This is a genomic window from Curtobacterium sp. MCBD17_034, from assembly GCF_003234515.1.
In the GTDB taxonomy this organism is placed as follows: domain Bacteria; phylum Actinomycetota; class Actinomycetes; order Actinomycetales; family Microbacteriaceae; genus Curtobacterium.
In genome coordinates, this window is the sequence record NZ_QKTN01000003.1 from 378,983 (window position 1) to 404,716 (window position 25,734).

The 25,734-nt window shown below is 72.3% G+C and carries 26 protein-coding genes, 1 tRNA gene and 1 pseudogene; 13 read left to right on the forward strand and 15 right to left on the reverse strand.

Features of this window, described 5'->3' with window-relative positions; translation table 11 throughout:
• Positions 1–81 precede the first annotated feature (81 nt).
• Positions 82–675 (reverse strand): CDP-alcohol phosphatidyltransferase family protein, encoded by a 594-nt coding sequence (locus DEI92_RS08550; protein ID WP_111013153.1) that lies wholly within the window; start codon positions 673–675, stop codon positions 82–84.
• A gap of 106 nt (positions 676–781) precedes the next feature.
• Positions 782–1,279, reverse strand: coding sequence for a large conductance mechanosensitive channel protein MscL (gene mscL / locus DEI92_RS08555; RefSeq protein WP_111010439.1), 498 nt, complete (start codon positions 1,277–1,279; stop codon positions 782–784).
• Between the two features lie 146 nt (positions 1,280–1,425).
• Between mscL and DEI92_RS16960 the strand changes: the two genes are divergently transcribed.
• Positions 1,426–1,578 (forward strand): hypothetical protein, encoded by a 153-nt coding sequence (locus DEI92_RS16960; RefSeq protein ID WP_309146647.1) that lies wholly within the window; start codon positions 1,426–1,428, stop codon positions 1,576–1,578.
• Between the two features lie 14 nt (positions 1,579–1,592).
• Here DEI92_RS16960 and DEI92_RS16965 read toward each other — a convergent pair.
• Together DEI92_RS16965 and DEI92_RS08565 are read right to left on the reverse strand one after the other, a co-directional pair.
• Positions 1,593–1,844: pseudogene (locus DEI92_RS16965) on the reverse strand (FmdB family zinc ribbon protein); the annotation flags it as partial.
• Positions 1,735–2,325 (reverse strand): 5-formyltetrahydrofolate cyclo-ligase, encoded by a 591-nt coding sequence (locus DEI92_RS08565; protein ID WP_111010538.1) that lies wholly within the window; start codon positions 2,323–2,325, stop codon positions 1,735–1,737. The pseudogene DEI92_RS16965 and the gene DEI92_RS08565, both read right to left, overlap by 110 nt.
• 103 nt (positions 2,326–2,428) lie before the next feature.
• On the opposite strand from DEI92_RS08565, the gene galU reads away from it, so the two are divergent.
• The 6 genes from galU (at position 2,429) to DEI92_RS08595 (ending at position 7,214) form a co-directional block, all read left to right on the forward strand.
• On the forward strand, positions 2,429–3,319 hold the full coding sequence (gene galU, locus DEI92_RS08570) for a UTP--glucose-1-phosphate uridylyltransferase GalU (protein ID WP_111010437.1): 891 nt from the start codon (positions 2,429–2,431) through the stop codon (positions 3,317–3,319).
• 42 nt (positions 3,320–3,361) lie between these two features.
• Complete coding sequence (locus DEI92_RS08575; protein ID WP_111010436.1) at positions 3,362–4,021, forward strand: GNAT family N-acetyltransferase; 660 nt, start codon at positions 3,362–3,364, stop codon at positions 4,019–4,021.
• A 93-nt stretch (positions 4,022–4,114) separates the two neighbouring features.
• Positions 4,115–5,314: a DUF3040 domain-containing protein gene (locus DEI92_RS08580; protein ID WP_146249134.1), complete on the forward strand. Its 1,200-nt coding sequence runs from the start codon at positions 4,115–4,117 to the stop codon at positions 5,312–5,314.
• An 83-nt stretch (positions 5,315–5,397) separates the two neighbouring features.
• A tRNA-Ala gene (locus DEI92_RS08585) sits at positions 5,398–5,470 on the forward strand.
• A 202-nt stretch (positions 5,471–5,672) separates the two neighbouring features.
• Positions 5,673–6,089 carry a VOC family protein gene (locus tag DEI92_RS08590; RefSeq protein ID WP_111013156.1) on the forward strand — a complete coding sequence of 139 codons (417 nt, stop codon included), beginning with the start codon at positions 5,673–5,675 and terminating at the stop codon, positions 6,087–6,089.
• 87 nt (positions 6,090–6,176) lie between these two features.
• Positions 6,177–7,214, forward strand: coding sequence for an amidase domain-containing protein (locus tag DEI92_RS08595; RefSeq protein WP_111013157.1), 1,038 nt, complete (start codon positions 6,177–6,179; stop codon positions 7,212–7,214).
• Positions 7,215–7,295: 81 nt separating this feature from the next.
• Here DEI92_RS08595 and DEI92_RS08600 read toward each other — a convergent pair whose 3' ends face one another.
• Both DEI92_RS08600 and DEI92_RS08605 read right to left on the reverse strand, forming a co-directional pair.
• The gene (locus DEI92_RS08600) at positions 7,296–8,612 is read right to left on the reverse strand and encodes a hypothetical protein (protein ID WP_258370136.1); all 1,317 of its coding nucleotides are present in this window, start codon (positions 8,610–8,612) and stop codon (positions 7,296–7,298) included.
• 50 nt (positions 8,613–8,662) lie between these two features.
• Positions 8,663–9,118 carry a MaoC/PaaZ C-terminal domain-containing protein gene (locus DEI92_RS08605; RefSeq protein ID WP_258368596.1) on the reverse strand — a complete coding sequence of 152 codons (456 nt, stop codon included), beginning with the start codon at positions 9,116–9,118 and terminating at the stop codon, positions 8,663–8,665.
• A 127-nt stretch (positions 9,119–9,245) separates the two neighbouring features.
• On the opposite strand from DEI92_RS08605, the gene DEI92_RS08610 reads away from it, so the two are divergent.
• Entirely contained in the window at positions 9,246–10,673 is a 1,428-nt protein-coding gene (locus DEI92_RS08610) for a phosphotransferase (RefSeq protein ID WP_181434770.1), read from the forward strand.
• A gap of 65 nt (positions 10,674–10,738) precedes the next feature.
• Here the strand turns inward: DEI92_RS08610 and DEI92_RS16530 are convergent, their stop codons facing one another.
• Positions 10,739–11,236 (reverse strand): DUF2510 domain-containing protein, encoded by a 498-nt coding sequence (locus DEI92_RS16530; protein ID WP_111010431.1) that lies wholly within the window; start codon positions 11,234–11,236, stop codon positions 10,739–10,741.
• Positions 11,237–11,358: 122 nt separating this feature from the next.
• Positions 11,359–12,405 (reverse strand): LLM class flavin-dependent oxidoreductase, encoded by a 1,047-nt coding sequence (locus DEI92_RS08620; RefSeq protein ID WP_220037476.1) that lies wholly within the window; start codon positions 12,403–12,405, stop codon positions 11,359–11,361.
• 76 nt (positions 12,406–12,481) lie between these two features.
• Here DEI92_RS08620 and DEI92_RS08625 point away from each other — a divergent pair, with 76 nt between their 5' ends.
• Entirely contained in the window at positions 12,482–12,838 is a 357-nt protein-coding gene (locus tag DEI92_RS08625) for a TraR/DksA C4-type zinc finger protein (protein WP_111010430.1), read from the forward strand.
• A gap of 148 nt (positions 12,839–12,986) precedes the next feature.
• Positions 12,987–13,463, forward strand: coding sequence for a TIGR02611 family protein (locus DEI92_RS08630; protein ID WP_111013158.1), 477 nt, complete (start codon positions 12,987–12,989; stop codon positions 13,461–13,463).
• A 173-nt stretch (positions 13,464–13,636) separates the two neighbouring features.
• Here DEI92_RS08630 and DEI92_RS08635 read toward each other — a convergent pair whose 3' ends face one another.
• On the reverse strand, positions 13,637–14,926 hold the full coding sequence (locus DEI92_RS08635; protein ID WP_111013159.1) for an MFS transporter: 1,290 nt from the start codon (positions 14,924–14,926) through the stop codon (positions 13,637–13,639).
• 117 nt (positions 14,927–15,043) lie between these two features.
• Between DEI92_RS08635 and DEI92_RS08640 the strand changes: the two genes are divergently transcribed.
• Positions 15,044–15,466 carry a helix-turn-helix transcriptional regulator gene (locus tag DEI92_RS08640; protein ID WP_111013160.1) on the forward strand — a complete coding sequence of 141 codons (423 nt, stop codon included), beginning with the start codon at positions 15,044–15,046 and terminating at the stop codon, positions 15,464–15,466.
• Complete coding sequence (locus tag DEI92_RS08645) at positions 15,463–17,187, forward strand: methyltransferase (protein ID WP_375342535.1); 1,725 nt, start codon at positions 15,463–15,465, stop codon at positions 17,185–17,187. The genes DEI92_RS08640 and DEI92_RS08645 overlap by 4 nt, the downstream gene beginning before the upstream one ends.
• A gap of 102 nt (positions 17,188–17,289) precedes the next feature.
• Here the strand turns inward: DEI92_RS08645 and DEI92_RS08650 are convergent, their stop codons facing one another.
• Positions 17,290–18,153: an NAD(P)-dependent oxidoreductase gene (locus DEI92_RS08650; RefSeq protein WP_111013161.1), complete on the reverse strand. Its 864-nt coding sequence runs from the start codon at positions 18,151–18,153 to the stop codon at positions 17,290–17,292.
• Positions 18,154–18,708: 555 nt separating this feature from the next.
• Entirely contained in the window at positions 18,709–19,737 is a 1,029-nt protein-coding gene (locus DEI92_RS08655; RefSeq protein ID WP_181434774.1) for an LLM class flavin-dependent oxidoreductase, read from the reverse strand.
• Positions 19,738–19,878: 141 nt separating this feature from the next.
• Here DEI92_RS08655 and DEI92_RS08660 point away from each other — a divergent pair, with 141 nt between their 5' ends.
• Positions 19,879–22,446: an RNA helicase gene (locus DEI92_RS08660; protein ID WP_111013219.1), complete on the forward strand. Its 2,568-nt coding sequence runs from the start codon at positions 19,879–19,881 to the stop codon at positions 22,444–22,446.
• A 14-nt stretch (positions 22,447–22,460) separates the two neighbouring features.
• Here DEI92_RS08660 and DEI92_RS08665 read toward each other — a convergent pair whose 3' ends face one another.
• The 4 genes from DEI92_RS08665 to DEI92_RS08680 form a co-directional block, all read right to left on the reverse strand.
• Entirely contained in the window at positions 22,461–23,159 is a 699-nt protein-coding gene (locus tag DEI92_RS08665) for a hypothetical protein (RefSeq protein ID WP_146249137.1), read from the reverse strand.
• Between the two features lie 348 nt (positions 23,160–23,507).
• A complete protein-coding gene (locus DEI92_RS08670) occupies positions 23,508–24,029 on the reverse strand; it encodes a ribonuclease H (RefSeq protein WP_111010424.1) in 522 nt (173 codons plus the stop codon).
• Positions 24,030–24,117: 88 nt separating this feature from the next.
• Entirely contained in the window at positions 24,118–24,711 is a 594-nt protein-coding gene (locus DEI92_RS08675) for a hypothetical protein (RefSeq protein WP_146249138.1), read from the reverse strand.
• 53 nt (positions 24,712–24,764) lie between these two features.
• A complete protein-coding gene (locus DEI92_RS08680) occupies positions 24,765–25,598 on the reverse strand; it encodes an aldo/keto reductase (RefSeq protein WP_111013164.1) in 834 nt (277 codons plus the stop codon).
• Positions 25,599–25,734 lie beyond the last annotated feature (136 nt).

Consider the following 25,734-nt stretch of genomic DNA (forward strand, 5'->3'; position numbering starts at 1 on the left):
GGCGACGCGTCGATCGGGGAAGCGTGGCAGCCTCGGCAGCGCGAGGTCAGCGAGGAGACTGCCGTCCGCGCGGTGCCGAGCTCAGCGAGCGGGGACGGCGTCGCCGCGGCGCTTCCGCACCATGGCAGCGGCGTACTGGGCGCCGGCGAGCACGTGCCCGACCGTGCCGAGGACGATGCACACGAGGGCGACGACGCGCACCCACGTGAGGTGTTCGGCGACCGACGTCGACGAGAACAGCAGCACGGGCAGCCCGACGAACAGCAGCGCCGAGCGGATCTTGCCCGTCCAGGTCACGTCGAGGTCTGGCGACCCGCGGAACAACGCGCTCGACATCGCGACGAGCACCAGGTCCACGACCACCACCACGGCGACGACGACCCACGGCAGGAGCCCGACGAGGACCAGCGACAACACGATCGCGACGATCGACAAGCGGTCCGCCACGGGATCCAGCGCCTTGCCGAGTGCGGACTCCTGGTGGAATCGGCGGGCGATGAAGCCGTCCGCCCAGTCGGTGACCCCGAGTCCGACCAGCGACACGAGACCCCACCCGGGGTGTCCCGCGACGACCAGTCCGACGTACACGGGGATGAGGACGAACCGGACGAGCGTCAGCAGGTTCGGCCAGGTCTGCCAGTCCGGACGGGCTCGCCTCCCACTGGTGTCCGCCATGGCGTCGGGCCTCTCGTTCGCCGTCGTGGCGAACCCGGCGGTCGCCCATCCACTCAGGATAGCGGCGGTGCCTCCGGCACCTGGGTGGCGAGCGATCGGCCGGGTCTCAGAGCTTCGTCGTGCCGCTGATGCCCGGTCCCGTCGGCGCGTCGGTGGGGGCAACGTGCGCGCCCGCGGCCTGACCGGTGATCCCCTGCTGCTGTCGGAGCAGGTCGCGGATCTCGAGGAGGACCTCGACGTCGGTCGGCGGGACGTCCGCCGGCGGCTGCTCGACGTCGTTCTCGACGCGCTTGAACGCGAGCTTCCTCAGGCGGTTGACCGGCAGCACGAGCGCGAAGTAGACGACCGCGGCCACGATGACGAACTGGATCACGGCGCCGAGCACGGAACCGAAGTGGAGCTCGGCGTGCGCCCCGCCGACTCCGGGGATCGTGAGGACCCAGGTGTGCTCGAGGCTCGACGCGTTGAACAGCGCCCCGACCGCCGGGTTGATCACCGCCGTGACGATCGTGTTGACGATCGCGGTGAACGCGGCGCCGATGACGACGGCGACTGCGAGGTCGATGACGTTGCCGCGGAGCAGGAACTCCCTGAAGCCCTTCACGGGACCCCCTCGTGTCCAGGTGTCGGCCCGCGCCACGGGGACCGGCCGGGCGTCCAGTCGACCGGCACGGATCACGCTACCGACGGAGCACGACTCAGGCCGCGCTGGAACTCCCGGATGAGGACGACGACGGCGAGGACGAGCCTGTGGAGGACGAACCGGATGAACTCGACGAGGACGAACCGGATGAACTCGACGAGGTCGAACTCGACGACGACGACTCGCTCGGCGTCGATCCGCCACCGGACTCGGACTTCGTCCCCGATGCCCCGGACGACGACCGGGAGTCCGTGCGGTAGAAGCCGGACCCGTTGAACGTCACTCCGACGGGGCTGAACACCTTGCGGAGCACGCCGCCGCAGGTCGGGCACTCGGTCAGGGCCGCGTCCGAGAAGGACTGCTTGACGTCGAAGGCGGTACCGCACTCGGTGCAGCGGTAGGAGTAGGTGGGCACGTCAGCTCCGGAAGGTGAGGATGCGCGATGGGGTGATGATGCCGTCGACGGGCTGGTCGTGGCGCTCGCGAGGGACCTCGTCCACGTACTCCGCGTCGAACACCACAGCATAGACGGGCGGACGCTTGGCCATGGATCCGAGGGTCTTGTCGTAGTAGCCGCGCCCCCAGCCCATCCGCATGCCGGCTCGGTCCACGGCGGCCGCGGGCGCGAGGATGACGTCGACGTCGTTGATCGCGATCGGCGAGAGCACCTCGCCGACGACCTCGGGGACGCCCGCCAGACCCTGGTGCTCGGTCTCGCCGTCACCCACGGCCCAGTCCAGCAGGCCGTCGTCCCGGGCGATCGGGAACAGCGTGCGGATGCCCGCGTCGAACGCCCAGTTGAGGAACGGGCGGACGTTGGGCTCGTCGGATGACGGGAGGTAGGCCGACAGCGAGGAGATCGCCCGCTCCTCCACGAAGCGCTGGAGCGTGGCGGTGAGGTCCGTGGTGAACGCGCTCCGCTCCGACGCGGTGTGCATGCGGCGACGTTGCCGCAGCTCGGCACGGAGGGCTCGTTTGGCGTTCCCGATGTCGCTCTCGGCGCTCATGGCCACGAGCTTAACGGCTCGTCCCCGCGTGGCCATGTGTCCTCCACACGGTCCCCCATCCGTTAACGCCCGCGTCGTGGGGGCAGCGGATACGCTCGTCGCCATGGGTTTCCAGATTTCCAAAGCAGTGATCCCGGCCGCAGGGCTGGGGACGCGGTTCCTCCCCGCGACCAAGGCGATGCCGAAGGAGATGCTCCCGGTCGTCGACAAGCCCGCGATCCAGTACGTGGTCGAGGAAGCCGTCGACGCGGGCCTCCATGACGTCCTCATGATCACCGGTCGCAACAAGAACGCGCTCGAGAACCACTTCGACCACGTGTCGGAGCTCGAGGAGACCCTCCGCAAGAAGGGCGACCACGACAAGCTCGCCAAGGTGAACCAGTCGACGGACCTCGCCGACATGCACTACGTGCGCCAGGGCGACCCGCTGGGCCTCGGTCACGCCGTGCTCCGCGCCAAGATGCACGTCGGCCGCGAGCCGTTCGCCGTGCTCCTCGGCGACGACATCATCGACGCTCGTGATCCGCTGCTCAAGCGCATGATCGAGGTGCAGGACGAGAAGAACGCGACCGTCGTCGCCCTGCTCGAGGTCCCGGCGTCCCAGACCCACATGTACGGCATCGCGACCGTCGAGGAGACCGACGAGGACGACGTCGTCAAGATCACCGGTCTCGTCGAGAAGCCCGCCCAGGGGGAGGCCCCCTCCAACCTCGCGATCATCGGTCGCTACGTGATCCGCCCCGAGGTGTTCGACGTCCTCGAGAAGCAGGAGCCGGGCAAGGGCGGCGAGATCCAGCTCACGGACGCGCTCATGAAGATGGCCGGCGCCGAGGAGTGGACGGGTGGCGTGTACGGCGTCGTGTTCCGTGGACGCCGATACGACACGGGTGACAAACTCGACTACATCAAGGCGATCGTCCAGCTCGCCTCCGACCGCGACGACCTCGGCCCCGAGCTCAAGGAATGGCTCAAGGAGTTCAACGCGGGCGAGTAGCCGTCCCGTCCGGGACACCCGAACCAGGAACGCGATCCCCCGATGACGACCATCCCCACCCTGACGCACGGTCGGATCACCATCCGCCCGCTGCGCCTCCGTGACACCCGTGACCTCGACATGGCCCTGTCGATGAACCGGAGCTGGTTGCGGACCTGGGAGGCCACGAACCCGTCGGGACTCGTGTCGGCGGACGTCCGGGGGAGCATCCGGGCCCTGCAGGCGAACGCGCGTGCAGGGCTCGGCCTGCCCTTCGCCATGGAGCTCGACGGCCGGTTCGTCGGACAGCTCAACGTGTCGGGCATCAGCTACGGCTCGCTCGCCAGTGCGTCGATCGGTTACTGGGTGGTCGAGAGCGCCGCGGGGCACAACGTGACCCCGACCGCCGTCGCGCTCGCGACCGACCACTGCTTCCGTTCCGTCGGGATCCACCGGGTGGAGATCTGCATCCGTCCGGAGAACGCGCCCTCGCTCCGGGTCGTCGAGAAGCTCGGGTTCCGGTACGAGGGCCTGCGACGCCGGTACATCCACATCAACGGTGACTGGCGCGACCACTTCTGCTTCGCGCTCGTGGCCGAGGAGGTCCGCGAGGGCGTCCTCGACCGCTGGGTGCGCGGCGCCGTGCCCGCAGGCCAGGGCAGCGTGCCCGACCAGGCCCGTGAGGAGGCCGCGATGCCGATCGCGACCTCGCGCCGCGGCTGAACTCGTCCTCCACAACCCGAATCCGGCGCGACTCGCTCAACACGCGACGCGCAATGACCGATCGGCGCGCGGCCCGCCCATACCGTGTTCCCCGTGAGCATCGGGTCCTGGAGCGGAGGCATCGTCCTCCTCATCGCGGCGGTGCTGTGGCTCGTCTACCTCATGCCCTCGTGGCACGCGCGTCGGCAGTACCTCGCCACGGAGCGCAACGCGGTGCGTCTGCAGCAGACGCTCCGGATCCTCGCACAGACCGCCGAACTCCCGGACGAGGTCCGCATCGAGATGAACGCCCGATCCCTGGCAGAGGCCCAGCGTGTGGCCGCGAGCGAAGAAGCCCGCCGCCGCGCCATCGTCCGAGCCCACGAGGCCGCACGCCAGCGTGAGATCACGCGACGCCTGGCGGAGCAGGAGCCCGAGCTCGAGCGGGTCGCCGCGTCGCCGGCGCTCACCGCCCGCCGCATGCGTCGTTCTCGACTGGGGGCGACGCTCATCGGCTTCGTCGGGCTCGTGGTCACCGTGGTGACGCTCGTCGCCGCACCGGCGATGTGGCTCATGGCGCTCGCCGCCGCGCTCGTGGTCGTGGGGGCGGTGGCGGTCCTCGCGCAGCTCGCCGCCGTCGGCCGTGCCCGGATGCGCCGTGCCGCCGGTGTCGCCGCGGCGACCCGGGCACCCGCACCGCGCGCCCGGTCCGCACGGGCACGGAACGCCGCTCCGATCGACACCGCCGTTGGCACAGCGGAGACCGCACCGGCCGCCGAGGACCGGAGCTGGACGCCCGTGGAGGTCCCCAAGCCGCTCTACGTGTCGCGACCCGACGTGGAGCGCGCCCGTGCGGAAGCCCGCCAGGCAGCCGAGGAGTCGTCGGCGGCGCTCGCCGCACGCCTCCGCGAGCGTGTCGCCGAGGCCGCTGCGGCCGCGGACGCGGAAGCAGCGCAACGCCGAGCAGAGGCAGCTGCCGTGGCAGCGGGCGCGACCGACCCCGACCTCGCTCGGGTCACGCCGATCCGATCCGATGTCGAGGCCGCTGCGGCCGCGCTCGCCGAGCACGACCAGGCGACGCCGACGACCCTGGCCGAGCGGATGGGGCTGCGCGCTCCCGCCGCGGACGGGGCCGCTGGTGGACCACAGCCGGGAGGCCCGACCACCGCCACCCGGACCGCGGACGACCGGCGGCCGGAACCCGCTGCACCGTCGGCACCGCCGAGCAAGTACGCGGGTATGGGGATCATCGACGAGGACTCGTGGGAGCGCACGGACCTCGACGCGGTCCTCCGGCGCCGCCGCGCGGTCTGAACGCGGTCGCCCAGCCGGACCGATGTCGTGCCGGGCTCGATTTCGGATCGAGCCTGCTGCGGTGCTAGTCTTGCTGGGCACTCGGGGCTATGGCGCAGTTGGTAGCGCGTCTCGTTCGCAATGAGAAGGTCAGGGGTTCGAATCCCCTTAGCTCCACCGAGAACCGCGCGGCGAGAGGCCCGGGTCCACCAGGATCCGGGCCTCTCGCCGTCTCGGCGGGTGGTCGTTCTGCACCTGTCGTCTCGGCATGGTCGTTCTGCGTTGCGGGCGATGGTGGTGGTGCGCAGCGGCCTCTGGCACCATGGGCGCACCGCGACGAGGCGCACGCCGCCCCACAGCCAGCACGCGAGGAGCGACGATGCCCACCGCACTCAACCCCTACATCGGTTTCCGTGACGAGGCCCGCCAGGCGATGGAGTTCTACCGCGACGTCTTCGGCGGCGACCTGACGCTGTCGACGTTCGGCGAGATGCACGCGAGTGAGGACCCGACCGAGCAGGACAAGGTGATGCACAGCGTCCTGGTGACCCCGCACGGCCTCCTGCTCATGGCCTCGGACACGCCGAACGGCATGGAGGCCCCGACAGGGTCCCGCATCAGCATCTCGCTGAGCGGCGACGACGGGCAGGAGCTCCACGGCTACTGGGACGGTCTGGCCGACGGGGCGACGATCATCGCGCCGTTGACCGCCGCCCCGTGGGGCGACGAGTTCGGGATGCTGAGCGACCGCTTCGGCGTCACCTGGCTGGTGAACGGCACCGGTCCGCGGTCCTGAGCGGCGCCGGTCGTCTCGGGGTTCCAGATCTCGGGAACGGTGGGCCACCGGCGCATCCTCGGACGTATCGCTTACCCTGTCCGGACGATGACTGCTCCCGCCGCGCTCACCCGACGTTCCCTGTTCTCGCTGGCGGGTGTCGCCGGCGTCGGCCTGGCGCTCGCGGCGTGCACGGCGGACGATCGGTCCTCGGGGTCCGCGACGCACGGACCCACGACGGGCAGCGCGTCGACGGGTGCGGCGCACCCGGTCGCACGGGCGCTCTCGCCGGCGCAGGTGCCCTTGGCGGGCGGGGTGACCGTGACCGTCACGGGGTCCGGGCTGGCGCGGGTCGCGGGCGTGACGGTCGGCGGGCTCGCGGCACGGGACGTCCACGCGACGGGTGAGCGGGTGACCTTCACGGCTCCGCACCAGGCCTCCTACGCGCCGGGACGCGCGGAGGTGGCGCTGTTCACCCGTGCGGTGGAGCCGGTGCCGTCGGCGAACGTGACGACGTCGGACGGCAACGGCAGCACGAGCAACGACGGCGTGAGCGGGGACACCGCCACGAGCGGCGCGACCGCGACCCCGACGCCCACCGCAGCCACCGCGGGAACGCCCGTCGCCACGACGACGCTGACGTACGCCGCGCTGACCGCCGTCGACCGTCAGCTCCAGTACGCGATGGCGCACTGGTCGAACTACAACCTGGCGGAGTACGGCAACATGAACGCGATCGGCGGCGACTGCGCGAACTTCGTCAGCCAGACGCTCGTCGCCCGCGGGTGGCAGCAGCGCGACGACTGGTACAACCACGACGCCGGGGCCGAGCACTCCGCCACCTGGACCTACTGCCCGTCGCTCGACCCGTGGTTGCAGACGAACGCCGCCGCCTTCGGGCTCACGCGGCGCACGCTGGACGAGCGCGCGAAGGTCGGGGTCGGTGACATCGTCATGTGGGACTGGAACGGCAACGGGTCGCCGGACCACACGACGATCGTGTCCGAGGTGTTCCCGAAGCCCGACGGCACGGTGCTCATCAAGTCCGCGAGCCACAACGAGGACGGACCCTACCGTGACCTCGACGAGATGCTCACCGTGCAGCACCCCGGTGGCACGGCCTGGTTCCACACCTTCGACGCGTAGTGCAGCGGCGGCGGTCGCATGCCGCCCGGACCAGGGGAACGGGATCCGACCGGTCACACCGCCCGGGCCGGGAGAACACGATCAGGGGAACCCGATGTACCAGATGAGCACGATCGCGATCGCCTGCAGCACCACGCCGACGACGGCGAGCACGACGGTGCGCCGCCGCGTCCGCACGAACAGGTCGGTCCCGAGCACGGGTGCGGCGGGCATGAGCAGCCGCACGAGGCTCTGCTGTGGCAGGAACACCGCGACGAGGTAGACCCCGTACGCGGCCACGAACCCGACCACCTCGGGCCCGAGCGCGCGCGTGCTCCGCCCGACGAGCAGCCACACCGCGGCGGCGATCACGGCGATCACCAGGACGAACCCGCCGTTCCCGAGCCACCGTCCGGCGAGCATGAACCACGGGGTCATCGGCACGAAGTGGACGTGGCCGACGTACCCGGTCCACCAGGCGAGCTCGCTGTCGAGGTAGGTGTCCGGCCGCCCGGTGACCGCGCTCGCGATGAACGGCCAGGCCAGACCGGCCACCGCGACCACGATCCCGGTGACGGCGAGGCCGAGGCGCGTGGTCCAGGGGACGCGGTGGATCCACCGTCGGGCGGGCAGGCCCCGGGTGCGCGATCGACCGGCCCGGACCTCGATGGCGACGAGGTGCACGGCGACCGCGACGGACAGCGCGAGGGCGCCCGGGCGGGTGAACGCGGCGACCACGCCCAGGGCGGCCACGAGCGGGTACCGGCGTTGCACGAGTGCGAGCAACGCGCCCGCGACGAGCAGCAGGGACAGCGCCTCGGCGTAGGGCACTTGCAGCAGGAACCCGAGCGGCCCGAACACGAACAGGGCCGTGGCGCGCCGGGCACGTCGGGACCCGGCGACGGCGCGGACGAGCCGGTAGAGCACGACCGTGCCGCCGGCGCCGCTGAGCAGGGACACGACGACGCCCGCACCCCAGAAGGACAGCCCGGTGACGGCCATGACGACACGGACGACGGCGGGGAACACCGGGAGGAACGCCCACGCGTTCGGCTCGACGTGCCCGTGGTGGTCCAGGGGGACGGACCGCGGGTACCCGTGCACCGCGACGGTCTGGTACCACCACGCGTCCCAGGAGCCGGAGAACGCCAGCAGACCGTGGGCGCCGCCGTGGCCCTCCGGCTCGTGTCCGGCGGCCGCCCCGACGAGCAGCACGCCGACGAGCAGCACGGTGCTCACCGCACGGGAGCCGACCCACAGCAGGAGCGGGGCGGTCCACCCGCTGTGCCGTCCCTCCAGGGCGATCCGGATCAGGCGGGCGAGCCGCCTGATCCGGAGCAGGCGGGCGAGCCGCCGCGGCCGGGAGGCCCCGCCCACGCCGTGGACGGCCGTGCTGACGGGCGTCGGCAGAGCTGGCACGACCTCGATGATCGCAGAGGCGCGACGGGCGCGCGCGCTCCGACGGGAGGTCACTCGATGGCGGCCTCGCGGGTGAGGACCATGACGTCCATGCGTCCGGTCTGCACGACCTCGCCGTGCTGGTTCCGGAGGGTCACGGTGCGCTCGACGATGCCGGTGCGGCCGGAGCTCGTGCGACGGGTGGACAGGATCTCGACCGTGCAGGTGAGCGTGTCACCGATGAACACGGGCGCGGTGAACCGCCAACCGTCGATGCCGAGGAGCGCGACGGCGGAGCCCTCGAACACGCCGGTGCGGGCGATCAGCCCCAGGCACAGGGACGCGCCGAGCATGCCGTGGACGATGCGCTGGCCGTACCGCGTCTGCTTCGCGAACTCGACATCGGTGTGCACCTGGTTGTTGTCGTTCGTCCACGACGCGAACGACACGACGTCCGCCTCGGTGATCGTGCGACCCGGGGTCACGAAGGTCTGTCCGGCGGCGAGGTCCTCGAGGTAGTGCGGCACGGTGCCAGTGTCCCACGCGGGCTCCGACCTGCCGCGCTGCCCGCGTCCCGGGCCAGCCGGAGCCGACCACGGCCTCCCGGCGCGGACCAGGGAACCGCGCCGGTCCGTCCGGCGTACGCTCCGGCGCATGAGCGACGCAGCCCCGACCACCGCCGCGACGGACCCGACATCGACCTCGGAGCCGCGCGACGACCGCCGGGTCGACGCCCTGACCCACGAGGTCGTGGCCGCCTGGATGGCGGGGCAGCGCTGGTACGCCGCGAAGGGCCTCGACCCCGCGCTCCGGCTCATCGCCGCCCTCGAGGGGGAGGTCGACGGCGTCCGGGTCAGCACGCAGCTCGTCATCGACGACGCCCCGAGCACGCCCGTGCTCTACCAGGTGCCGCTCACCGTGCGGACCGAGCCGGTCGACGCGCTCGACGCCGTCCTCATCGCCACGGACGGCGAACGGTGGCTCTACGACGGGCCGCACGACGCCGCGTACGCACGGTGGCTGCTCGGGACGATCGACGGCGGCGCGACCGTGCAGGCCGACGGCGCCAGCGTGGAGGGGCAGCACCTCGCCGACATCGGTGCCGTGACCGCCGTCCGGGTGCTCCGCGGCGAACAGTCGAACACGTCCGTGATCTGCGACGTCGACGGTGGCGGCGGCCAGGTCATCGTCAAGGTGTTCCGGGTCCTGCACCACGGCGACAACCCGGACGTGACCTCCCAGGCCGCGCTCTCGGCAGGTGGCTCGACGCGCGTGCCGAGGTCGTTCGGGGCGCTCCGGGGCACCTGGCCGGACGTCGGGCGGGACGAGGGCACGGCGACGGGGCACCTCGCGTTCGCGCAGGAGTTCCTGCCGGGGCTCGAGGACGCCTGGCGCGTGGCGCTGCAGGCCGCGCAGGACGGCGTGGACTTCACCGAGCAGGCCCACGGTCTCGGGCAGGCGACGGCCGAGGTGCACGCGGTGCTCGCCGAGCAGCTCCCGACGGTCGCGGCCGGCACCGACGAGATCGCCTCGGCGGTCGGGTCGATGCGGCAGCGGCTCGAGGTCGCCTCGGACGAGGTGCCCGCCGTCGCCGAGCACGCCGACGCGATCCGCAGGATCTACGACGACGCCGAGGGCCTCGAATGGCCCCGGCTCCAGCGCATCCACGGCGACCTCCACCTGGGGCAGGCGGTCTCGTCGCCCGACCGCGGCTGGGTGCTCCTCGACTTCGAGGGCGAGCCGCTCCGGCCGATGCCCGAGCGGTCGCGACCCGACGTCACACTGCGGGACGTCGCGGGCATGCTCCGCTCGTTCGACTACGTCGCCGGCGCCCTGCAGCACGGCGACCACCCGACCGATGCGAGTGGGTGGGCGCACGATGCGCGCCGCGCCTTTGTGGACGGGTACATCGCGGCGTCCGGCACGGACATCCGTGCCCAGCGGACCCTGCTCGACGCGTTCGAGATCGACAAGGCCGTCTACGAGGCCGTGTACGAGGCGCGCAACCGTCCGGACTGGATCGGCATCCCGATCGCGGCCGTCGCCCGGCTCGTCGAGCGGTCCGCGCCGGACGCGGCCTGACGCCGCCCGCGGCCTGACGCGCCGCCTGGCCTGCCGTGCCGCCCGTGGCCTGCCGTGCCGCCCGATCAGGCGGGAACGGCGCCCGTGAGCTGACTCGCAGCGAGCGCCAGGGTCATGATGCCGAGCACGGCTGCCGTGAACGCCATGCTGCGCGCGGCGACGCGCCACACCCCCGTGGCTCGGGGGCGGGCGATGCCGACGATCGCGGCGAGCACCGCGAGCAGGCTGACGATCCCGAACGGGTCGACCACCAGGGCGAGCAACGCCAGCGCGAGCGAGCCCCAGCCGAACAGGCAGAAGCGCCGCGCGGCGTGCACGCTGAACCGGCCGCCCGGGGTGAGCGCGATCGATCCCGTGCGGGATCCGCACGCCCAGCCGTGCTCGTCGAGGTCCTGCGACGTCACCGAGAAGTGCGGGGCGACGGACTCGGGCGTCGTGGGGGCCAGTGTCCGGTCGGCCAGCGCGGGCGCCTGCGTGGCACTGCCCCACGTGCGACCGTCCCACCACCGCAGACGCGTCGCATCGGCGGGGTCGGGGAACCAGCCAGCAGCCGGCAGTGACACGGGGACGTCTCCTGATCCTGGGAGGGGTGGGACGCGATCGAGCCTACGAAACGCGTCCCACCCGCCCCAGCCCCAGCACGAGTGTCGGCAGAAGGGGGGACAAACCGGACGGGAGGTACGGTTCAGGCCGCGCCCACGGCCTCCCGGTCCCAGCCGAGCTCGGTCCCGACGGCCTTGACGCCGGCGAGCAGGCGCGCGTTGAACTCGACGCCGAGCTGGTTCGGCACCGTCACGAGCACGGTGTCGGCGGCCGCGACGGCCGCGTCCTGGGCGAGCTCGGCGACGAGCTGCTCCGGCTCGCCGATGTACGAGCGTCCGAACCGCGCGAGGCCGCCGTCGAGGTGCCCGACCTGGTCCTGCCCCTCCACCTGCGCCCGGACGCCGAAGTAGTGGCGGGACTCGTCGTCGATGATCGGGATGATGCTCCGCGACACGGAGACGCGCGGTGTGCGCTCCCAGCCGGACTCCGCCCACGCGTCGCGGAACCGCTGGATCTGCTCGGCCTGCAGCTCGTCGAACGGCACGCCGGTGTCCTCGGTCAGGAGGGTGGACGACATGAGGTTCATGCCCTGCTCCGCGGTCCACTCCGCCGTCGCGCGGGTGCCGGCACCCCACCAGATGCGGTCGGGGAGCGTGTCGGACAGCGGGAAGAGGGGCAGGGACCCCTCACGGCCGGTCATCTGCGGGTTCGCGTTCGCCATCGGCTGCCCGGCGATCGCCTGGCGGAAGATCGCGGTGTGCTGCCGGGCCATGTCCGCGTCGGTCTGCCCCGCCGCGGGCGCGTACCCGAAGGACTCGTAGCCCGCGAGCGCCGTCTCGGGTGATCCCCGGCTCACACCCAGCTGCAGGCGGCCGCCGCTGATGAGGTCCGCGGCCGCGGCCTCCTCGGCCATGTAGAGGGGGTTCTCGTACCGCATGTCGATGACGCCGGTGCCGATCTCGATGCGGCTCGTGCGCGCCGCGATGGCGGACAGCAGCGGGAACGGCGCGGCCTGCTGCGGCGCGAAGTGGTGGACGCGGAAGTACGCGCCGTCCACGCCGACCTCCTCGGCGGCGACGGCCAGGTCGATCGCCTGCACGAGGGCCTCGCGGGCGGACCGCACCCGGGACCCCGGCACGTTCTGCCAGTGCCCGAAGGACAGGAACCCGATCTTCTTCGTCATGTGCATGCGAACGCACGGACCCCGGCGAGCATTCCGGCCGGGAGGCACGCTCCGAGCCCGTCCCGCCACTAGCGTCGAGCAGGTGGCCGATGACGCATGGACGGACGACGACGCCCGGGAGGCCCTGCTCGCCGAGCGGGTCCGCTCACGCCGACTGCTCGGTGCCGTCGAGCGGAGCATGGACGACGTCGCATCTGCGCGGGACGGTGCGAACAGCGACGACGAGCACGACCCCGAGGGCGCCACGCTCGCCTGGGAGCGCGGGTCCCTCGGCGCGGTCCGCGACGACGCCCGCCGACGGCTCGAGCTCGTCGACGCCGCGCTGCATCGTCTCGATGACGGGTCCTACGGACGGTGCCTCGTCGGGGGCGAGCCCATCCCGCAGGCGCGACTCGCCGCCGTCCCCTGGGCGCGGACCTGCGTCGCACACGCGGGCTGAGTCGCGCACGCGGGCTGACCGGGGCGCTCCGGTGTCGCTCGTGGCGGGACCGCTCCCGGTGTCCGGTGCCGGGCCTCCCGGTCGTCGCGGGGGGACATCACCAGCCGCACCCCCGGGGTTTCCCAGCCGGGGTTCCTAGCCTCGAGCCATGGACGGCGACCGCGTGCACACCGACGGGGCCGACCCCCGTGCCGCGGACGACGATGGAGCAGCGCGAGCCCCCGGACAGGCGCTCGTCGCGGCGCCGGTACTGCCGAAGCGACATCGGTTCCACTGGTTCAGCGACGTGCGAGCGTGGATCCACGCGCGGCCCCACGTGCACTTTGTCTACCGCGTCCTCGTCGGGATCGTCGGCGGCCTCGTCATCATCATCGGGCTGGCGCTCGTGCCCCTGCCCGGGCCGGGCTGGCTCGTCGTGTTCATCGGTCTGACGATCCTGTCGAGCGAGTTCGCGTTCTTCCACCGCATCTCGACCTGGCTGCGCCGGAAGCTGCACGACTTCTGGGATCGGGTCCGTCGGCACGCGCCGTCCTCGCGGATGCGGGCTGCGGCCGACCGGGGCAAGGCGTCGGTGGACGCGGCGCACGACGACGCCCATCGGTCGATGGGGGCCTCGTCGCGCTGATCGCGCTGCCGCTCCCGCGCGCCGCTGCTGCTCCCGCGCGCCGCTGCTGCTCCCGCGCGCCGCTGCTGCTCCTCCCGCGTTGAACCGCGCTTCGCCCTGTTGAACCGGGTTGTTCCGCGGTTCAACACGACGGAAGGCGGTTCAACCGGGCGGGATCCAGGTCGGGGGTGGCGTCAGACGGTGCGGATCGTCCCCGTCGCGATGCGCTCGACCTCGTCGGCGGCGGCCTGCTCGAGCGCAGCGGTCCGGGGCGACCGGAGCTGGGCCACGAGGGCGACGACCGCCGCGAGCACGACGAACCCGCCGTACGCGACGCTCACGGGCACGATCCCGACGCTCGGCTCGAACACCCCCGCAACGACGCTCGGTGCACCGAACGCCAGGTAGCTCGCGACGTAGATCGCCGACAGGAGTCCGGCCCGGTGCGCGGGGGACGCCGTGGCGAGCAGCATCCGCAGCCCTGCCTGGAACCCCGCCCCGAAGCCGACGCCCGCGATCACCGCGCCGACGACGACGCCCACGAGCAGGTGCGCGACGACGAACCCGAGCGTGACGACCGGCCCGACGACGAGCGCCACGAGGCCGAGCACGACCGCGTGACGGGCGTCCATGCGCTGGATGACGACCCCCGTCAGCGCACCGGTACCCGCGAACGCCGCGATGAACCCGCCCGCGGCCACGTGGTCCGTCACGCCGAACACCGCCGGCAGGAGGGACGGCACGATGGACAGGAACATCCCGCCGAGCGCCCAGCTCGACACGAGGGCGCCGACGACGCTGCGGAACAGGCGCTTCGACGACGCCGGGATCCCGAGGGTGGGGCGCAGAGACCGGAGCGCGCCGGGCTGCTTGCGGACGCGTTCCGGCACGACGACGAGGGTGGCCGCCGCGAGCACGAGCAGTGCGCCGAAGACGATGTAGACGAGTTGCTCGGGCAGCGGTGCCCACTCGACGAGCATGCCGCTCGAGAGCGCCCCGATCGCGAGGGCGATGGGCGGGACGGCGCCGTTGAGGACACCGGCGAGGGCGCGATGCCGTTCGAGCGAGTGATCGAGGAGCGCCGCACCGAGGGCCCCGATGAGCACGCCCACGAAGACGCCCTGCACGATGCGGGCGACGATGAGCATCGCGACCCCGTTCGCGAGCACGAACAGCACCATCGCGGCGACGACACCGAGCGCACCGACCGCGAGCACGGGCTTCCGGCCGACGTGGTCGGACAGCGCGCCGGCGGTCAACAGGCTGACGAGGAGCCCGGCCACGTAGATCGCGAACACCCCGGTGAGCATGAGCGGGCTCAGGTGCCACTCGGCCGCGTACACAGGGTAGATCGGCGAGGGGATGGCCGACGACGCGACGGAGATGAACATCATCGTCGCGACGATCCAGAAGGCGACGACCGAGCGTCGCGGCTGGGTGGACACGGCCTGTCCGTGGTCGCTCGTGCGCTCCGTCGGTGCCATGCCGTTCCTCCTGGTCCTCGGGCTCGCGCCGCGCGGTCGCAGTACGAGCAGACTCGTACTGTACTCCCAGTACGACCCGAGTCGTACTGCCCAGTACTGGGTGGTAGCCTTCCGCGCATGTCAGCAGCCGTCGCCGTCGCCCCCACCCCGGCACCGCTCCTGCCGCAGCCGGACCCGGACGCGATCGCGCTGCCGAGCGTGATGGCGGCGCTCTCGGACCCCATCCGCCTCACCATCCTGCACCGGTACCTCGTCGACGGCGACGGATCCGAGCAGGCCTGTGGATGGGTGGGGATCGACCGGCCGAAGTCGACGCTGACGCACCACTTCCGGGTCCTGCGCGAGGCCGGCCTGCTCGAGCAGCGTCAGGACGGCCTCGAACGACGCAGCCGCGTCCGGACCGAGGTCATCGCCGCGCGGTTCCCCGGCGTGCTCGACCTCGTCCGCACGTGGCAGGTCCCGCCCGCCGTGCTCCTCGAGGACCTGCCGCCGCTGCCCGCACCGCGCACCGCCGGCGCGCACACCTCGGCTCGCGCGTGACGACGCAGCACGCCCCCGAACTCGCCCCGGCGCCCGCCCGCCGGATCGTCCCCGACGCCGAACTCGCCCGTGCGCTCGCCGAGGACCTGCGCACCGCGGGGTACACCGTCGACGCCGTGGACGCGCTCTGGGGCACGGACGCCGCGGCCGCCCTGCACCGTGGCGACCGCGTCCCCGCGCTCCGGGCCCTGGACGCACAGCGACGCGCCGGCATGACGACCGGTGCCACGAACGACAGCGCGGACGACCGGGCACCGACCGCCACCGCGCCGACCGCCACCGCGCCGATCGCCACAGCACCGACCGCCACAGCGCCGACGCCCACCGCCACGCTCGCCACGTGCTTCGTGCTCGGCGTCGCCGTGCCCCGGACCGACGCCGACGCGGCCCTGCCCACCGCCGGCGTCGAGGCGCTCGCCGCCGCGGGCCTCCTGCGCCTCGTGGGCGACCACGTCGTCCCGGCGGTCGACCTCCGGCCCTACGCCTTCGTCGACGACGCCGGCGCGGGCAGCTGGTGGATCCTGTCCGACCTCGGCGAGGCCGTCCTCGGCGGACCGCTCGGCGAGGACCACGTGCTCGGCGTCGGCGGTGCCACGATGACCCTGAGTGGCCTCATGGTGCCCGTCCCCGTCCGTCGCGTGCTCGACCTCGGCACGGGCTGCGGGATCCAGGCGATGCACGCGCGTCGCCACGCGGACCAGGTCGTGGCGACCGACATCTCGGAGCGGGCCCTCGCGATCGCGCGGTTCAACGCCGACCTCAACGGGCTCGACGGCATCGAGTTCCGCCTCGGGTCCCTGTTCGAGCCCGTCGCGGGAGAGCGGTTCGACCGCATCGTGTCGAATCCGCCGTTCGTCATCACACCCCGGCGCGACGACGTCCCCTCGTACGAGTACCGCGACGGCGGCATGGTCGGCGACGGCCTCGTCGAGACCGTCCTGCGCGGACTCGCCGAGCACCTCGAGCCGGGAGGTACGGCGCAGCTCCTCGGGAACTGGGAGTACCGATGGGGTCGGGACGGGCTCGACCGTGTCCGCGGCTGGTTCGACGACACCGCGTCGGCGCGCGACGTCGACGTCTGGGTCGTCGAGCGCGAGCAGCAGGACCCCGCCCGCTACGCCGAGACCTGGATCCGCGACGGCGGCACGCGACCCGGCACCCCCGCCCACGACCGACTCGTCGACGCCTGGCTCGACGACTTCGCCGCCCGACACGTCACCGCCGTCGGGTTCGGCTACGTCGTCGTCCGCCGACCGGACCCCGTGGCGGAGGCGAGCGGCGCGCCGAGCGGCGGGCGGGCCTCCCGGCTACGGCGCTTCGAACGGATCGCGGACGCGCTCGGCAGCAACCCGACCGGCCTCGGCGCCGCCGTCGCACGGACGCTCGACGCCGTCGCGTGGTCGCGCGGGCACGACGACGAGGCCCTCGGGCGCGCGCACCTCGTGGTCGCCGGCGACGTGACGGAGGAGCGCCACTACTGGCCGGGCAACGACGACCCGACCGTGATCACCCTCGTGCAGGGCGGCGGGTTCGCGCGGCGCGTGGACGCCGACACCGCGCTCGCCGCGTTCGTCGGTGCCTGCGACGGGGACCTGTCGGTGCGGGCGATCATCGAGGCGATCGCGGACCTCACCGGCGTCGGGGCCGAGGACCTCGCCGCCGATCTGCTGCCGCGCGTCCGTGCCCTGCTGCAGGACGGCCTCCTGCGCCCGCCCGCCTGACCTGCTCGGTCCCGCTCGTCCCGCCCCCCACCGCCGAGATCGCAGTCGTCGCCGTTCCGACGGTGGTCAGAACGGCGACGAGTGCGATCTCGCGGAACCGGCTCAGCGGCCGTCGCGCCAGCTGTACTGCGGGTCGTAGCCGATGAGCTCGCGGGCCTTGTCCGACGACAGGAGCGAGCTGACGCCGTCGATCGCGCTCTTCCGGGGGATGTCGGGGACGAACCGCTCGACGAGTTCGATCGTCGGCGTCGTCATGACGGTGTCCGGCGAGGCGATGATGAACGCCTCGAACCCGGTGAGGTCGCTCTCGACTGCCTTGCGAACGGCCTGGGCGCCGTCACGCGAGTCGATGTAGGACCACAGGTTGAAGATCTTCGCCTCGGGCTGCTCGTCCCACGGGTACGCGGGGTAGTCGGTCTCGTCCATGACGTTCGAGAACCGCAGGCCGATCATCTTGAGAGTCGGGTCCCAGCGGGTGAAGTGCCGCGCCATCTCCTCCTCCACGGCCTTGCCGAGCGAGTACGAGGACTGCGGGCGCACGGCGAACTCCTCGTCGACCGGCAGGTACGGCGGCTGGTGCTCGCCCATGGGGATCCCGAGCAGCGTCTCGCTCGACGCCCACACGACGTTCTTGATCCCCGCTGCCTTGGCCGCGTGGAACACGTTGATCGACGCCGTCACGTTGTTCGTGATGAGGGCGACGTCGGGCACGAGGCCCGGCGCCGGGATCGCCGCGAGGTGGACGACGGCGTCGACGGGAGTGTCGTACCGGTCGTCGAGCCCGATGAACGCGCCGAGCACCTGCCCGTAGTCGGTCAGGTCGGTGCGGACGAACGCGACGCCCTCGGGCTTGTCCGGGGACGGCACCCGGTCGAGCAGGACCACGTCGTAGCCGTGCGCGTCGAACTCGCGCACCACGGCCCTCCCGAGCTTGCCGCTGCCACCGGTCACCACTACGCGCGTCATCGCGCCTCCTCGTCGTCGAGTCCCACCGGGCATGGAGCCCGGTCGCGGCCCCAGGCCGCCCGTCCAATCATGCCCGGTCCTGCGCATTCCGGCTCCACCCGGAGAATCGGCCGCGTGATCTGGCTTTCGATGCGGTCGTATCAGTAACATGCACTTCGGTGGACACGGCTGGTTACCGTGACGCCCGCACCGTACGTGGTCGTTCGGAGCGCGCCGCAGCCTCCTGATCCGGCTGTCGGTGCCCCATCGGCTTCGGTGTGTCGATGCGCCCTCGTGGTCTCCACGAGGGCGCATCGTCGTGTTCGGGCCGCGGAGCGACGGAGAACAGCCAGGATGCGTACTGTTCCGCGATCGGACTGTTGACGGGTGACAAACGCACAGCGCGATGCGATCATGGACGCACCATCCCGTTCGGATCAGGGCCGGGATGGGCGCCTCGGCGGGGGAGGGGTCCTCACCACGCCGCCTCTCCCGCCGAGGTCAACCCCGGCGAGTGGCATTCCCTGATCGCCGGACGGTCCTGGTCCCCGTCGCCGGGTCGGGCGTCCGCGTCGCTCAGGCGGCGGGCGTCCAGCCCAGGTGCGGCGCGATCCGGTCGGCGACGAGCGACAGGATCCGACGATGGGACGCGGCGCCGCCGTTGGCGGGCAGCGTGATCACGAGCTGGTCGGTCGCGGCGACCGCGGGGTCCCCGAGCAGCGCCTCCACGATCCGCTCCGGTTCGCCGGCCAGCACCTTGCTGAACCGGAACGGCGGGGTGCCGGAGCGCGGTCGACCCTCGTCGTCCATGCCCGCTGCGTAGCTCTCGATGAACTCGCGGTGCGTGGCGGCGTCGGCGTCGGTCTCGAACGGCACGACGATCCGACCGATCGCGACCCGGCCGGTCCGACCCGGGTGCGCCTCCGCCAGGCGTTCGCGGTACGCGACGATCTGCGCGGCCTGGGCGTCCGCGAACGGCGCCCCGGTGTCCTCGGTGTTGAGCGTCGACAGATGGAGGTCGAGCCCCCGCTCCGCGGTGCGCACCGCCGTGCCCGTGCTGCCGCCGCCCCACCACACGCGATCGAGCACACCGGCGCTGCGCGGCTCGACGACCAGGTCCTTGCCCGCCGGGATGCTCTCGTACCCGCCGCCGCTCGTGCCGAGGGCGTCGCCGCGGAGGGCCTCGAGGAGCCGCGCCGCGCGGGCCTCCGCTTCCTCGCGGAACGGACGGTCGACCGTGCCGAACAGCGGATCGAGCACCGGCCCGGACTGCGGGATCCCCGTGCTGATGCCGAGCTCGACGCGGCCACCGCTCAGGAGGTCCACGGTGGCGACGTCCTCGGCGAGCCGGATGGGGTCCTCGTACCGCATGCCGAGCACCGCGGTGCCGAAACCGATGCGACGGGTGCGTTGTGCCGCCGCCGCGAAGAACGTCATCGGGCTCGTCAGGAACGGCTCGAAGTGCCGGCCGCGGACCCAGCCCGTGGCGTATCCGAGTCCCTCGGCGTGCTCGAACAGCTGCAGGCCGTCCTCGAGCGCGGCGGCGGCCCCTGCGGGCCCGCCGTGGTTCGGGACGAAGGACAGGAACCCGAGTTCGCGCAGCACGGACCCGAGCCTAACCCGTCCGTTCGTTGCGTTCGCATGGAAATGCGCGCGATCGGTTCGGCCGGACCACACCCCGGTCGACGACGCTCGCGACGCTGGTGGCCGCCCGCCCCAGGCGGGATGCGGGAGGATCGACCCACCATGACCGACGTCACCGCCCCGGCACCCCTGCTCACCGCGCTCCCGCCGGCCGGTGACCCCGACGCCGTCTACGCCGCCTTCGCCGAGTGGGCCGAGTCCACCGGCCGTCCGCTCTACCCCGCGCAGGACGAAGCGCTCATCGAACTCGTCTCCGGCGCGAACGTCGTGCTGAGCACCCCCACCGGGACCGGCAAGTCGCTCGTCGCCGCCGGCGCGCACTTCGCCGCGCTCGCCGAGGGCAAGCGGTCGTACTACACCGCCCCGATCAAGGCGCTCGTGTCCGAGAAGTTCTTCCAGCTCGTCGACCTGTTCGGCCCCGAGAACGTCGGCATGGTCACGGGCGACTCCTCGGTGAACGCCGACGCCCCGATCATCTGCTGCACCGCCGAGATCCTCGCGAACACCGCGCTCCGGCAGGGCCCCGACGCCGACATCGACGTGGTCGTGATGGACGAGTTCCACTTCTACGGCGAGCCCGACCGCGGCTGGGCGTGGCAGGTCCCGCTGCTCGTCCTGCACCGTGCGCAGTTCCTGCTCATGTCCGCCACGCTCGGCGACATCGAGGCGATCGCCGAGGACCTGTCCCGGAGGACCGGCCGCGTCACCGCGCGCGTCACCGGGGTGTCCCGCCCGGTCCCGCTCGACTACGAGTACGTCATGACGCCCGTGCAGGAGACCGTCGAGGCGCTCCTGTCGGACGGCAAGGCGCCCGTCTACATCGTGCACTTCGCCCAGGCCGCGGCGCTCGAACGCGCCCAGTCCCTGACGAGCATCACGGTCGCCTCGCGCGAACGCCGTGACGAGATCGCCGCCGCCATCGGCGGCTTCCGGTTCAGCGCCGGGTTCGGTCAGACCCTGTCCCGCCTCATCCGCGCCGGCATCGGGGTGCACCACGCGGGGATGCTCCCGAAGTACCGGCGGCTCGTCGAACAGCTCGCGCAGCGGGGCCTCCTGCCCGTCATCTGCGGTACCGACACCCTGGGCGTCGGCATCAACGTGCCCATCCGGTCGGTGCTGTTCACCGGCCTGACGAAGTTCGACGGCACGAAGATGCGACAACTCAGCGCGCGGGAGTTCCACCAGATCGCCGGTCGCGCGGGACGAGCCGGGTACGACACCGAGGGCACGGTCGTCGCCGAGGCGCCCGAGCACGACATCGAGAACGCACGTGCCCTCGCCAAGGCCGGTGACGACCCGAAGAAGAAGAACAAGGTCAAGCGCAAGAAGGCCCCCGACGGGTTCGTCTCCTGGGGCGAGGCGTCGTTCCAGCGGCTCATCGCCGCCGAGCCCGAACCGCTCGCGTCCCGGATGCGCATCACCCACGCGATGGTGCTCGCGGTGGTCGGTCGCGGTGGCGACGTGTTCGGTGCCGTGCGCGACCTCGTGTTCGCGAACCACGAGCCTCCCGCCCGTCAGTTCGCGCTCGCGCGCCGCGCGCTCACGATCGCGCGGACGCTGCTCACCGCCGGCGTCATCGAGCGGGTCCCGGCCGGGAGGCCCGGGGAGCCCCCGACGGTCCGGCTCACCGTCGACCTGCAGCCGAACTTCGCCCTGAACCAGCCCCTGTCGCCGTTCGCGCTCGCCGCGTTCGAGCTGCTCGACCCCGAGTCGCCGACGTACGCCCTCGACATGGTGTCCATCGTCGAGTCCACGCTCGACGACCCACGTGCGATCCTCGGCGCCCAGCAGTTCAAGGAACGCGGCGAGGCCGTCGCCGCCATGAAGCGTGAGGGCATCGAGTACGAGGAGCGCATGGAACTCCTCGAGGACGTCACCCACCCGCGGCCGCTCGCGGAGCTCCTCGAAGCCGCGTACGAGGCGTACGGCCGGGAACAGCCGTGGGTGCTCGACTTCGCCCTGTCCCCGAAGTCCGTCGTCCGCGACATGTTCGAACGCGCCATGACCTTCGGCGACTACGTCCGCTTCTACGGCCTCTCGCGCTCCGAGGGGCTCGTCCTCCGGTACCTCTCCGACGCCTACCGCGCGCTGCGGCAGACGATCCCGACCGAGATGCGGACGGACGAGCTCACCGACATCGTGGAGTGGCTCGGCGAACTCGTGCGGCAGGTGGACTCCTCGCTCGTCGACGAATGGGAGGCCATGGTCGCCCCGCACCTCGTCGGGGACGCGCCCGAAGCGGAGATCGCCCCGCCCGCGCCGAACCGCTTGACGACGAACACCCGGGCGTTCCGGGTGCTCGTGCGGAACGAACTGTTCCGGCGCGTGCAGCTCGCCGCGCTCGACGACGCCGAGGCCCTGGGGGAGCTCGACGCCGCCGCCGGCCACGACTGGCGTGCCTGGGACGCCGTGCTCGAGGAGTACTACGCGGAGCACGACAGCATCGGCACCGACGCCGACGCACGCTCCATGCGGTACCTCGTGCTCGACGAAGCGGGGCCCGGGCGGACCTGGCGGGCGCGGCAGATCTTCGCCGACCCCGAGGGCGACAACGACTTCGGGATCGTCGCGACCGTCGACCTCGACGCGTCGGACGAGGCCGGGGAGGCCGTGGTCCGCGTCACCGAGATCGGCCGGTTCGACGGCTGGACCGAGGTCGACGTCGACTGAGGTCCGTCCGGCGGTCAGCCCTGCGAGGGGGAGACCGCCTCCGACCGGCCGTTCGGGTCGAGGTTGAGCAGGTCGCCTTCGTCGAGCCAGTCCCGCTCGTGGAACCCGCTCTGCGGATTGAGCCACCGCAGCTGCGCGAGCGTGATCCCGAGGCGCTTCGCCACGGTCACCGCGCGGTCCCCGTGCGCGACGAAGTACTGCACCGGCTTGCCCGTGGCGTCCCGGACGATCGTGCCGTAGGCGTACGGGACCGCCGCTGCGATCGTGCCGATGTGGAACCCGGGGTACGGGGACGGCACGTGCCAGGTCAGGGGCGCGGCGGCGAGGACGTGGTTCGCCCACGACGGGATCGTGTTCGCGGCCGCCTCGGCGTCGGTGTTCAGGGGGATGAGCACCACGCTCCGGAGGAAGCTCGGGTCGTTCCCGGCCTCGGACAGGTCGTCCACGGTCGGCGGTTGTCCACCGGCGCCCCACTGGACCAGACCGATCGACGCGAGGTCGTAGCCGTCCCCCTGGTGCGCCACGCTCGGGCGGAACTCGAGCGACATCGGCTGGGACACCGTCGTCCGGAACCCCGACAGCTCGGCGGTGAACGTGCCGTCACCGTCCGAGACCACGCGCACGTGTGCGGATGTGTCGCCGCTGGGCGACGTGACGTCCGTCTCGGCGACCACCGTGCCGCGCGGGAGGGACGCGGGCTCGTGCTCGTCCACCGTGGTGTCGGGAGCCGTCGTCGTGCCTGCCGCTGGCTGTGACGGGTTCGCCGACGCGTGCGGACCGTGCGCGTGCGGACCGTGCGCATGTGGATCGTGCGGGTGCGGTCCTGGCGCTGCCCCGTGACCGGCACCGAACACACTGCAGCCGGCGAGCGCGAACGCCGCCAGCGCCGTGACGGCAACGCCGCCGATCGCACGAGTCCCCATGGCTCCCCCCGTCAGCCGGAGCCTAACGGCTCGCGCGCGACCGGGACAACCGGCGAACGGAGGGCGCATCGCGGTCCTGACGTGGAGGGGCGGATCGCGGTCCGTCGTCCCGGTGGCGAGGCCGCCCCGGGTCGCCCCTCAGAAGAGCGTCGCGGGCGGCGTGGCCTCGGGTAACGGGGCGGGGTCGGTGACCTCGACCCCGGGCCACCCCGGCCCGTGCGGGACCTCGGACCTGCGCTGGTAGGCGGTCGCCGCGGCTCGGGCGCGAGTGTCGGCGGCCTCGTTCATCTCGTGGCCCACGTGCCCCCGGACCCACTCGAACGTGACCTTGCGGCCCTGCAGTTCGGCGTCGAGCTCCTTGATGATCTCGACGTTGAGCACCGGCTTGCCGTCGGCCTTGCGCCAGCCCTTGCGCTTCCAGCCGGCGAGCCACTCGGTGCAGGCCTTGATGGCGTACTGGCTGTCGCACAGGATGTGCAGCGGCTCGCCCGTGGCCTTGGTGGCACGCAGCAGCTGGAGCACGGCGGTCAGTTCGCCCTGGTTGTTCGTGGCGCTCGGCCATCCGCCCGCGGCCCACCGGTCATCGTCCACGTACCAGGCCCAGCCGGCGGGGCCGGGGTTGCCGAGGGCGGAGCCGTCAGCGGCGGCGACGATCGTCACGGGACCTCCAGGTGCTAGCGAGTGCCGGACCACGGTACCCGACCTCGGCGGTGTGCCCCGGGCCTCCCGGCCGACCTGTGGATGACGATCAGGCGGGGCCGCGCTCGGCGGTCCGCAGCGCGGCCACGAGCGCATCACCGTCCGCGACGTCCCAGAACGCGAGCTCCTGCGGGCCGAACAGGCCGTCGAGCCCGGTGTTCCGGTAGACCTGGGCGTTCACCGCTCGGTTGCCGAACGTGCCTCCGGCGACGACGCTCGTCCACTCGACGCTGCAGTGCCTCCGGTCGCGGGACCACGACGTGGTGTGCTCCGAGCGACGGACCGGGGTCTCACGCGTCCGGCCCGCAGCCGTGACCAGCGCTCGACGGTCCGTGATCGCGTATGCCGTGACCCGCTTGCGGTGCCACTTGACGACGAACCGTCCGAGCAGCATGTGCAGTCCCACCAGGGCGAAGACCCCGCCGAAGAGGACGAAGAACCACGGGGCGCCGGACGACACCGCCGTTGCGAGCCAGAACGCGACGAACGCGCACCACATGATGCTGAAGGGCACGAGGAACGCGTCGCGCCCGGTGAACAGGACCGACGGGTCGCCGCGACCGCTCCAGAGCAGGCGCTCGCCGGGTTCGAGCTCGCGCGTCACCTGGTCGCGGGCACTCGGATCATCGCGAGGATCGGTCACGAAGACGACGCTACGGGTCCAGGGGACGGCCTGCCTGCGGGATGAGTGAGCGCTCAGGCGACGCGGTCCGGGTGCGACCCGATGCGCTCCCCGTTCTCGAGTGCCGCGATCGCCGCCATGTCGTCGTCGTCGAGTCCGAACCGGCCGACATCGATGTTCGACGCGATGCGCGCCGGCGTGACGGACTTCGGCAGGACCACGACCTCCTGCTGCAGGTTCCAGCGCACGAGCACCTGCGCGACGGACACGTCGTGCTTGGCCGCGATGCGCGCCAAGGTCGGTTCGTCCACCAGGCGTCCGCGGCCGAGCGGCGACCAGGCCTCCGTGACGATCCCGTGCCGCGCGTGGAAGGTCATGAGCTCCGTCTGCGGCAGCCACGGGTGCCGCTCGACCTGGTTCACCGCCGGGAGCACGTCCGTCTCGTCGAGGAGCCGCTGCAGGTGCTCGACCTGGAAGTTCGAGACGCCGATCGAGGTCGCGCGCCCCTCGGTCCGGATCCGCTCGAGCGCCCGCCAGGTGTCGATGTAGCGGTCGTTCGCCGCCGCCGGCCAGTGGATGAGGTACAGGTCCACCCGATCGAGCTCCAACCGGTCGAGCGATGCGTCGAACGCCCGCATCGTCGCGTCGAACCCCTGGTTCGTGTTCCACACCTTCGTCGTGACGAACACCTCGTCGCGGTCGACCTCGGCGGTCCGGAGGGCCCGGCCGACCCCGGCTTCGTTGCCGTACATCTCGGCCGTGTCGACGTGCCGGTAGCCGACGTGCAGGGCCTCGCGCACGGCACGCTCGGCCTCGTCGTCGGAGACCTTGTACACGCCGAGACCGACGGCGGGGATGGTGTTGCCGTCGAGCAGGGCGACGGTGGGGACGGTTGCGGGATCGACCATGGTGTCCATGCTGCCCCGCGGCGGCTTGCGCTGGTTCCCCTGGTGCCCCTGGCCTCCCGCTGGTGCCGCTGGTGCCGCTGGTGTCCTTGGCCTCCCGTTGGTCTTCGGCATCCCCCCTGTCGGACGACGCCCGCGA

Excerpts from the sequence above, each read along its gene's own strand:
- DEI92_RS08550 (WP_111013153.1), bottom strand. The coding sequence starts at position 675 with ATGGCGGACACCAGTGGGAGGCGAGCCCGTCCGGACTGGCAGACCTGG.
- DEI92_RS08565 (WP_111010538.1), bottom strand. The coding sequence starts at position 2,325 with ATGAGCGCCGAGAGCGACATCGGGAACGCCAAACGAGCCCTCCGTGCC.
- galU (WP_111010437.1), top strand. The coding sequence starts at position 2,429 with ATGGGTTTCCAGATTTCCAAAGCAGTGATCCCGGCCGCAGGGCTGGGG.
- DEI92_RS08575 (WP_111010436.1), top strand. The coding sequence starts at position 3,362 with ATGACGACCATCCCCACCCTGACGCACGGTCGGATCACCATCCGCCCG.
- DEI92_RS08590 (WP_111013156.1), top strand. The coding sequence starts at position 5,673 with ATGCCCACCGCACTCAACCCCTACATCGGTTTCCGTGACGAGGCCCGC.
- DEI92_RS08595 (WP_111013157.1), top strand. The coding sequence starts at position 6,177 with ATGACTGCTCCCGCCGCGCTCACCCGACGTTCCCTGTTCTCGCTGGCG.
- DEI92_RS08610 (WP_181434770.1), top strand. The coding sequence starts at position 9,246 with ATGAGCGACGCAGCCCCGACCACCGCCGCGACGGACCCGACATCGACC.
- DEI92_RS08620 (WP_220037476.1), bottom strand. The coding sequence starts at position 12,405 with ATGCACATGACGAAGAAGATCGGGTTCCTGTCCTTCGGGCACTGGCAG.
- DEI92_RS08630 (WP_111013158.1), top strand. The coding sequence starts at position 12,987 with ATGGACGGCGACCGCGTGCACACCGACGGGGCCGACCCCCGTGCCGCG.
- DEI92_RS08635 (WP_111013159.1), bottom strand. The coding sequence starts at position 14,926 with ATGGCACCGACGGAGCGCACGAGCGACCACGGACAGGCCGTGTCCACC.
- DEI92_RS08640 (WP_111013160.1), top strand. The coding sequence starts at position 15,044 with ATGTCAGCAGCCGTCGCCGTCGCCCCCACCCCGGCACCGCTCCTGCCG.
- DEI92_RS08650 (WP_111013161.1), bottom strand. The coding sequence starts at position 18,153 with ATGACGCGCGTAGTGGTGACCGGTGGCAGCGGCAAGCTCGGGAGGGCC.
- DEI92_RS08660 (WP_111013219.1), top strand. The coding sequence starts at position 19,879 with ATGACCGACGTCACCGCCCCGGCACCCCTGCTCACCGCGCTCCCGCCG.
- DEI92_RS08680 (WP_111013164.1), bottom strand. The coding sequence starts at position 25,598 with ATGGTCGATCCCGCAACCGTCCCCACCGTCGCCCTGCTCGACGGCAAC.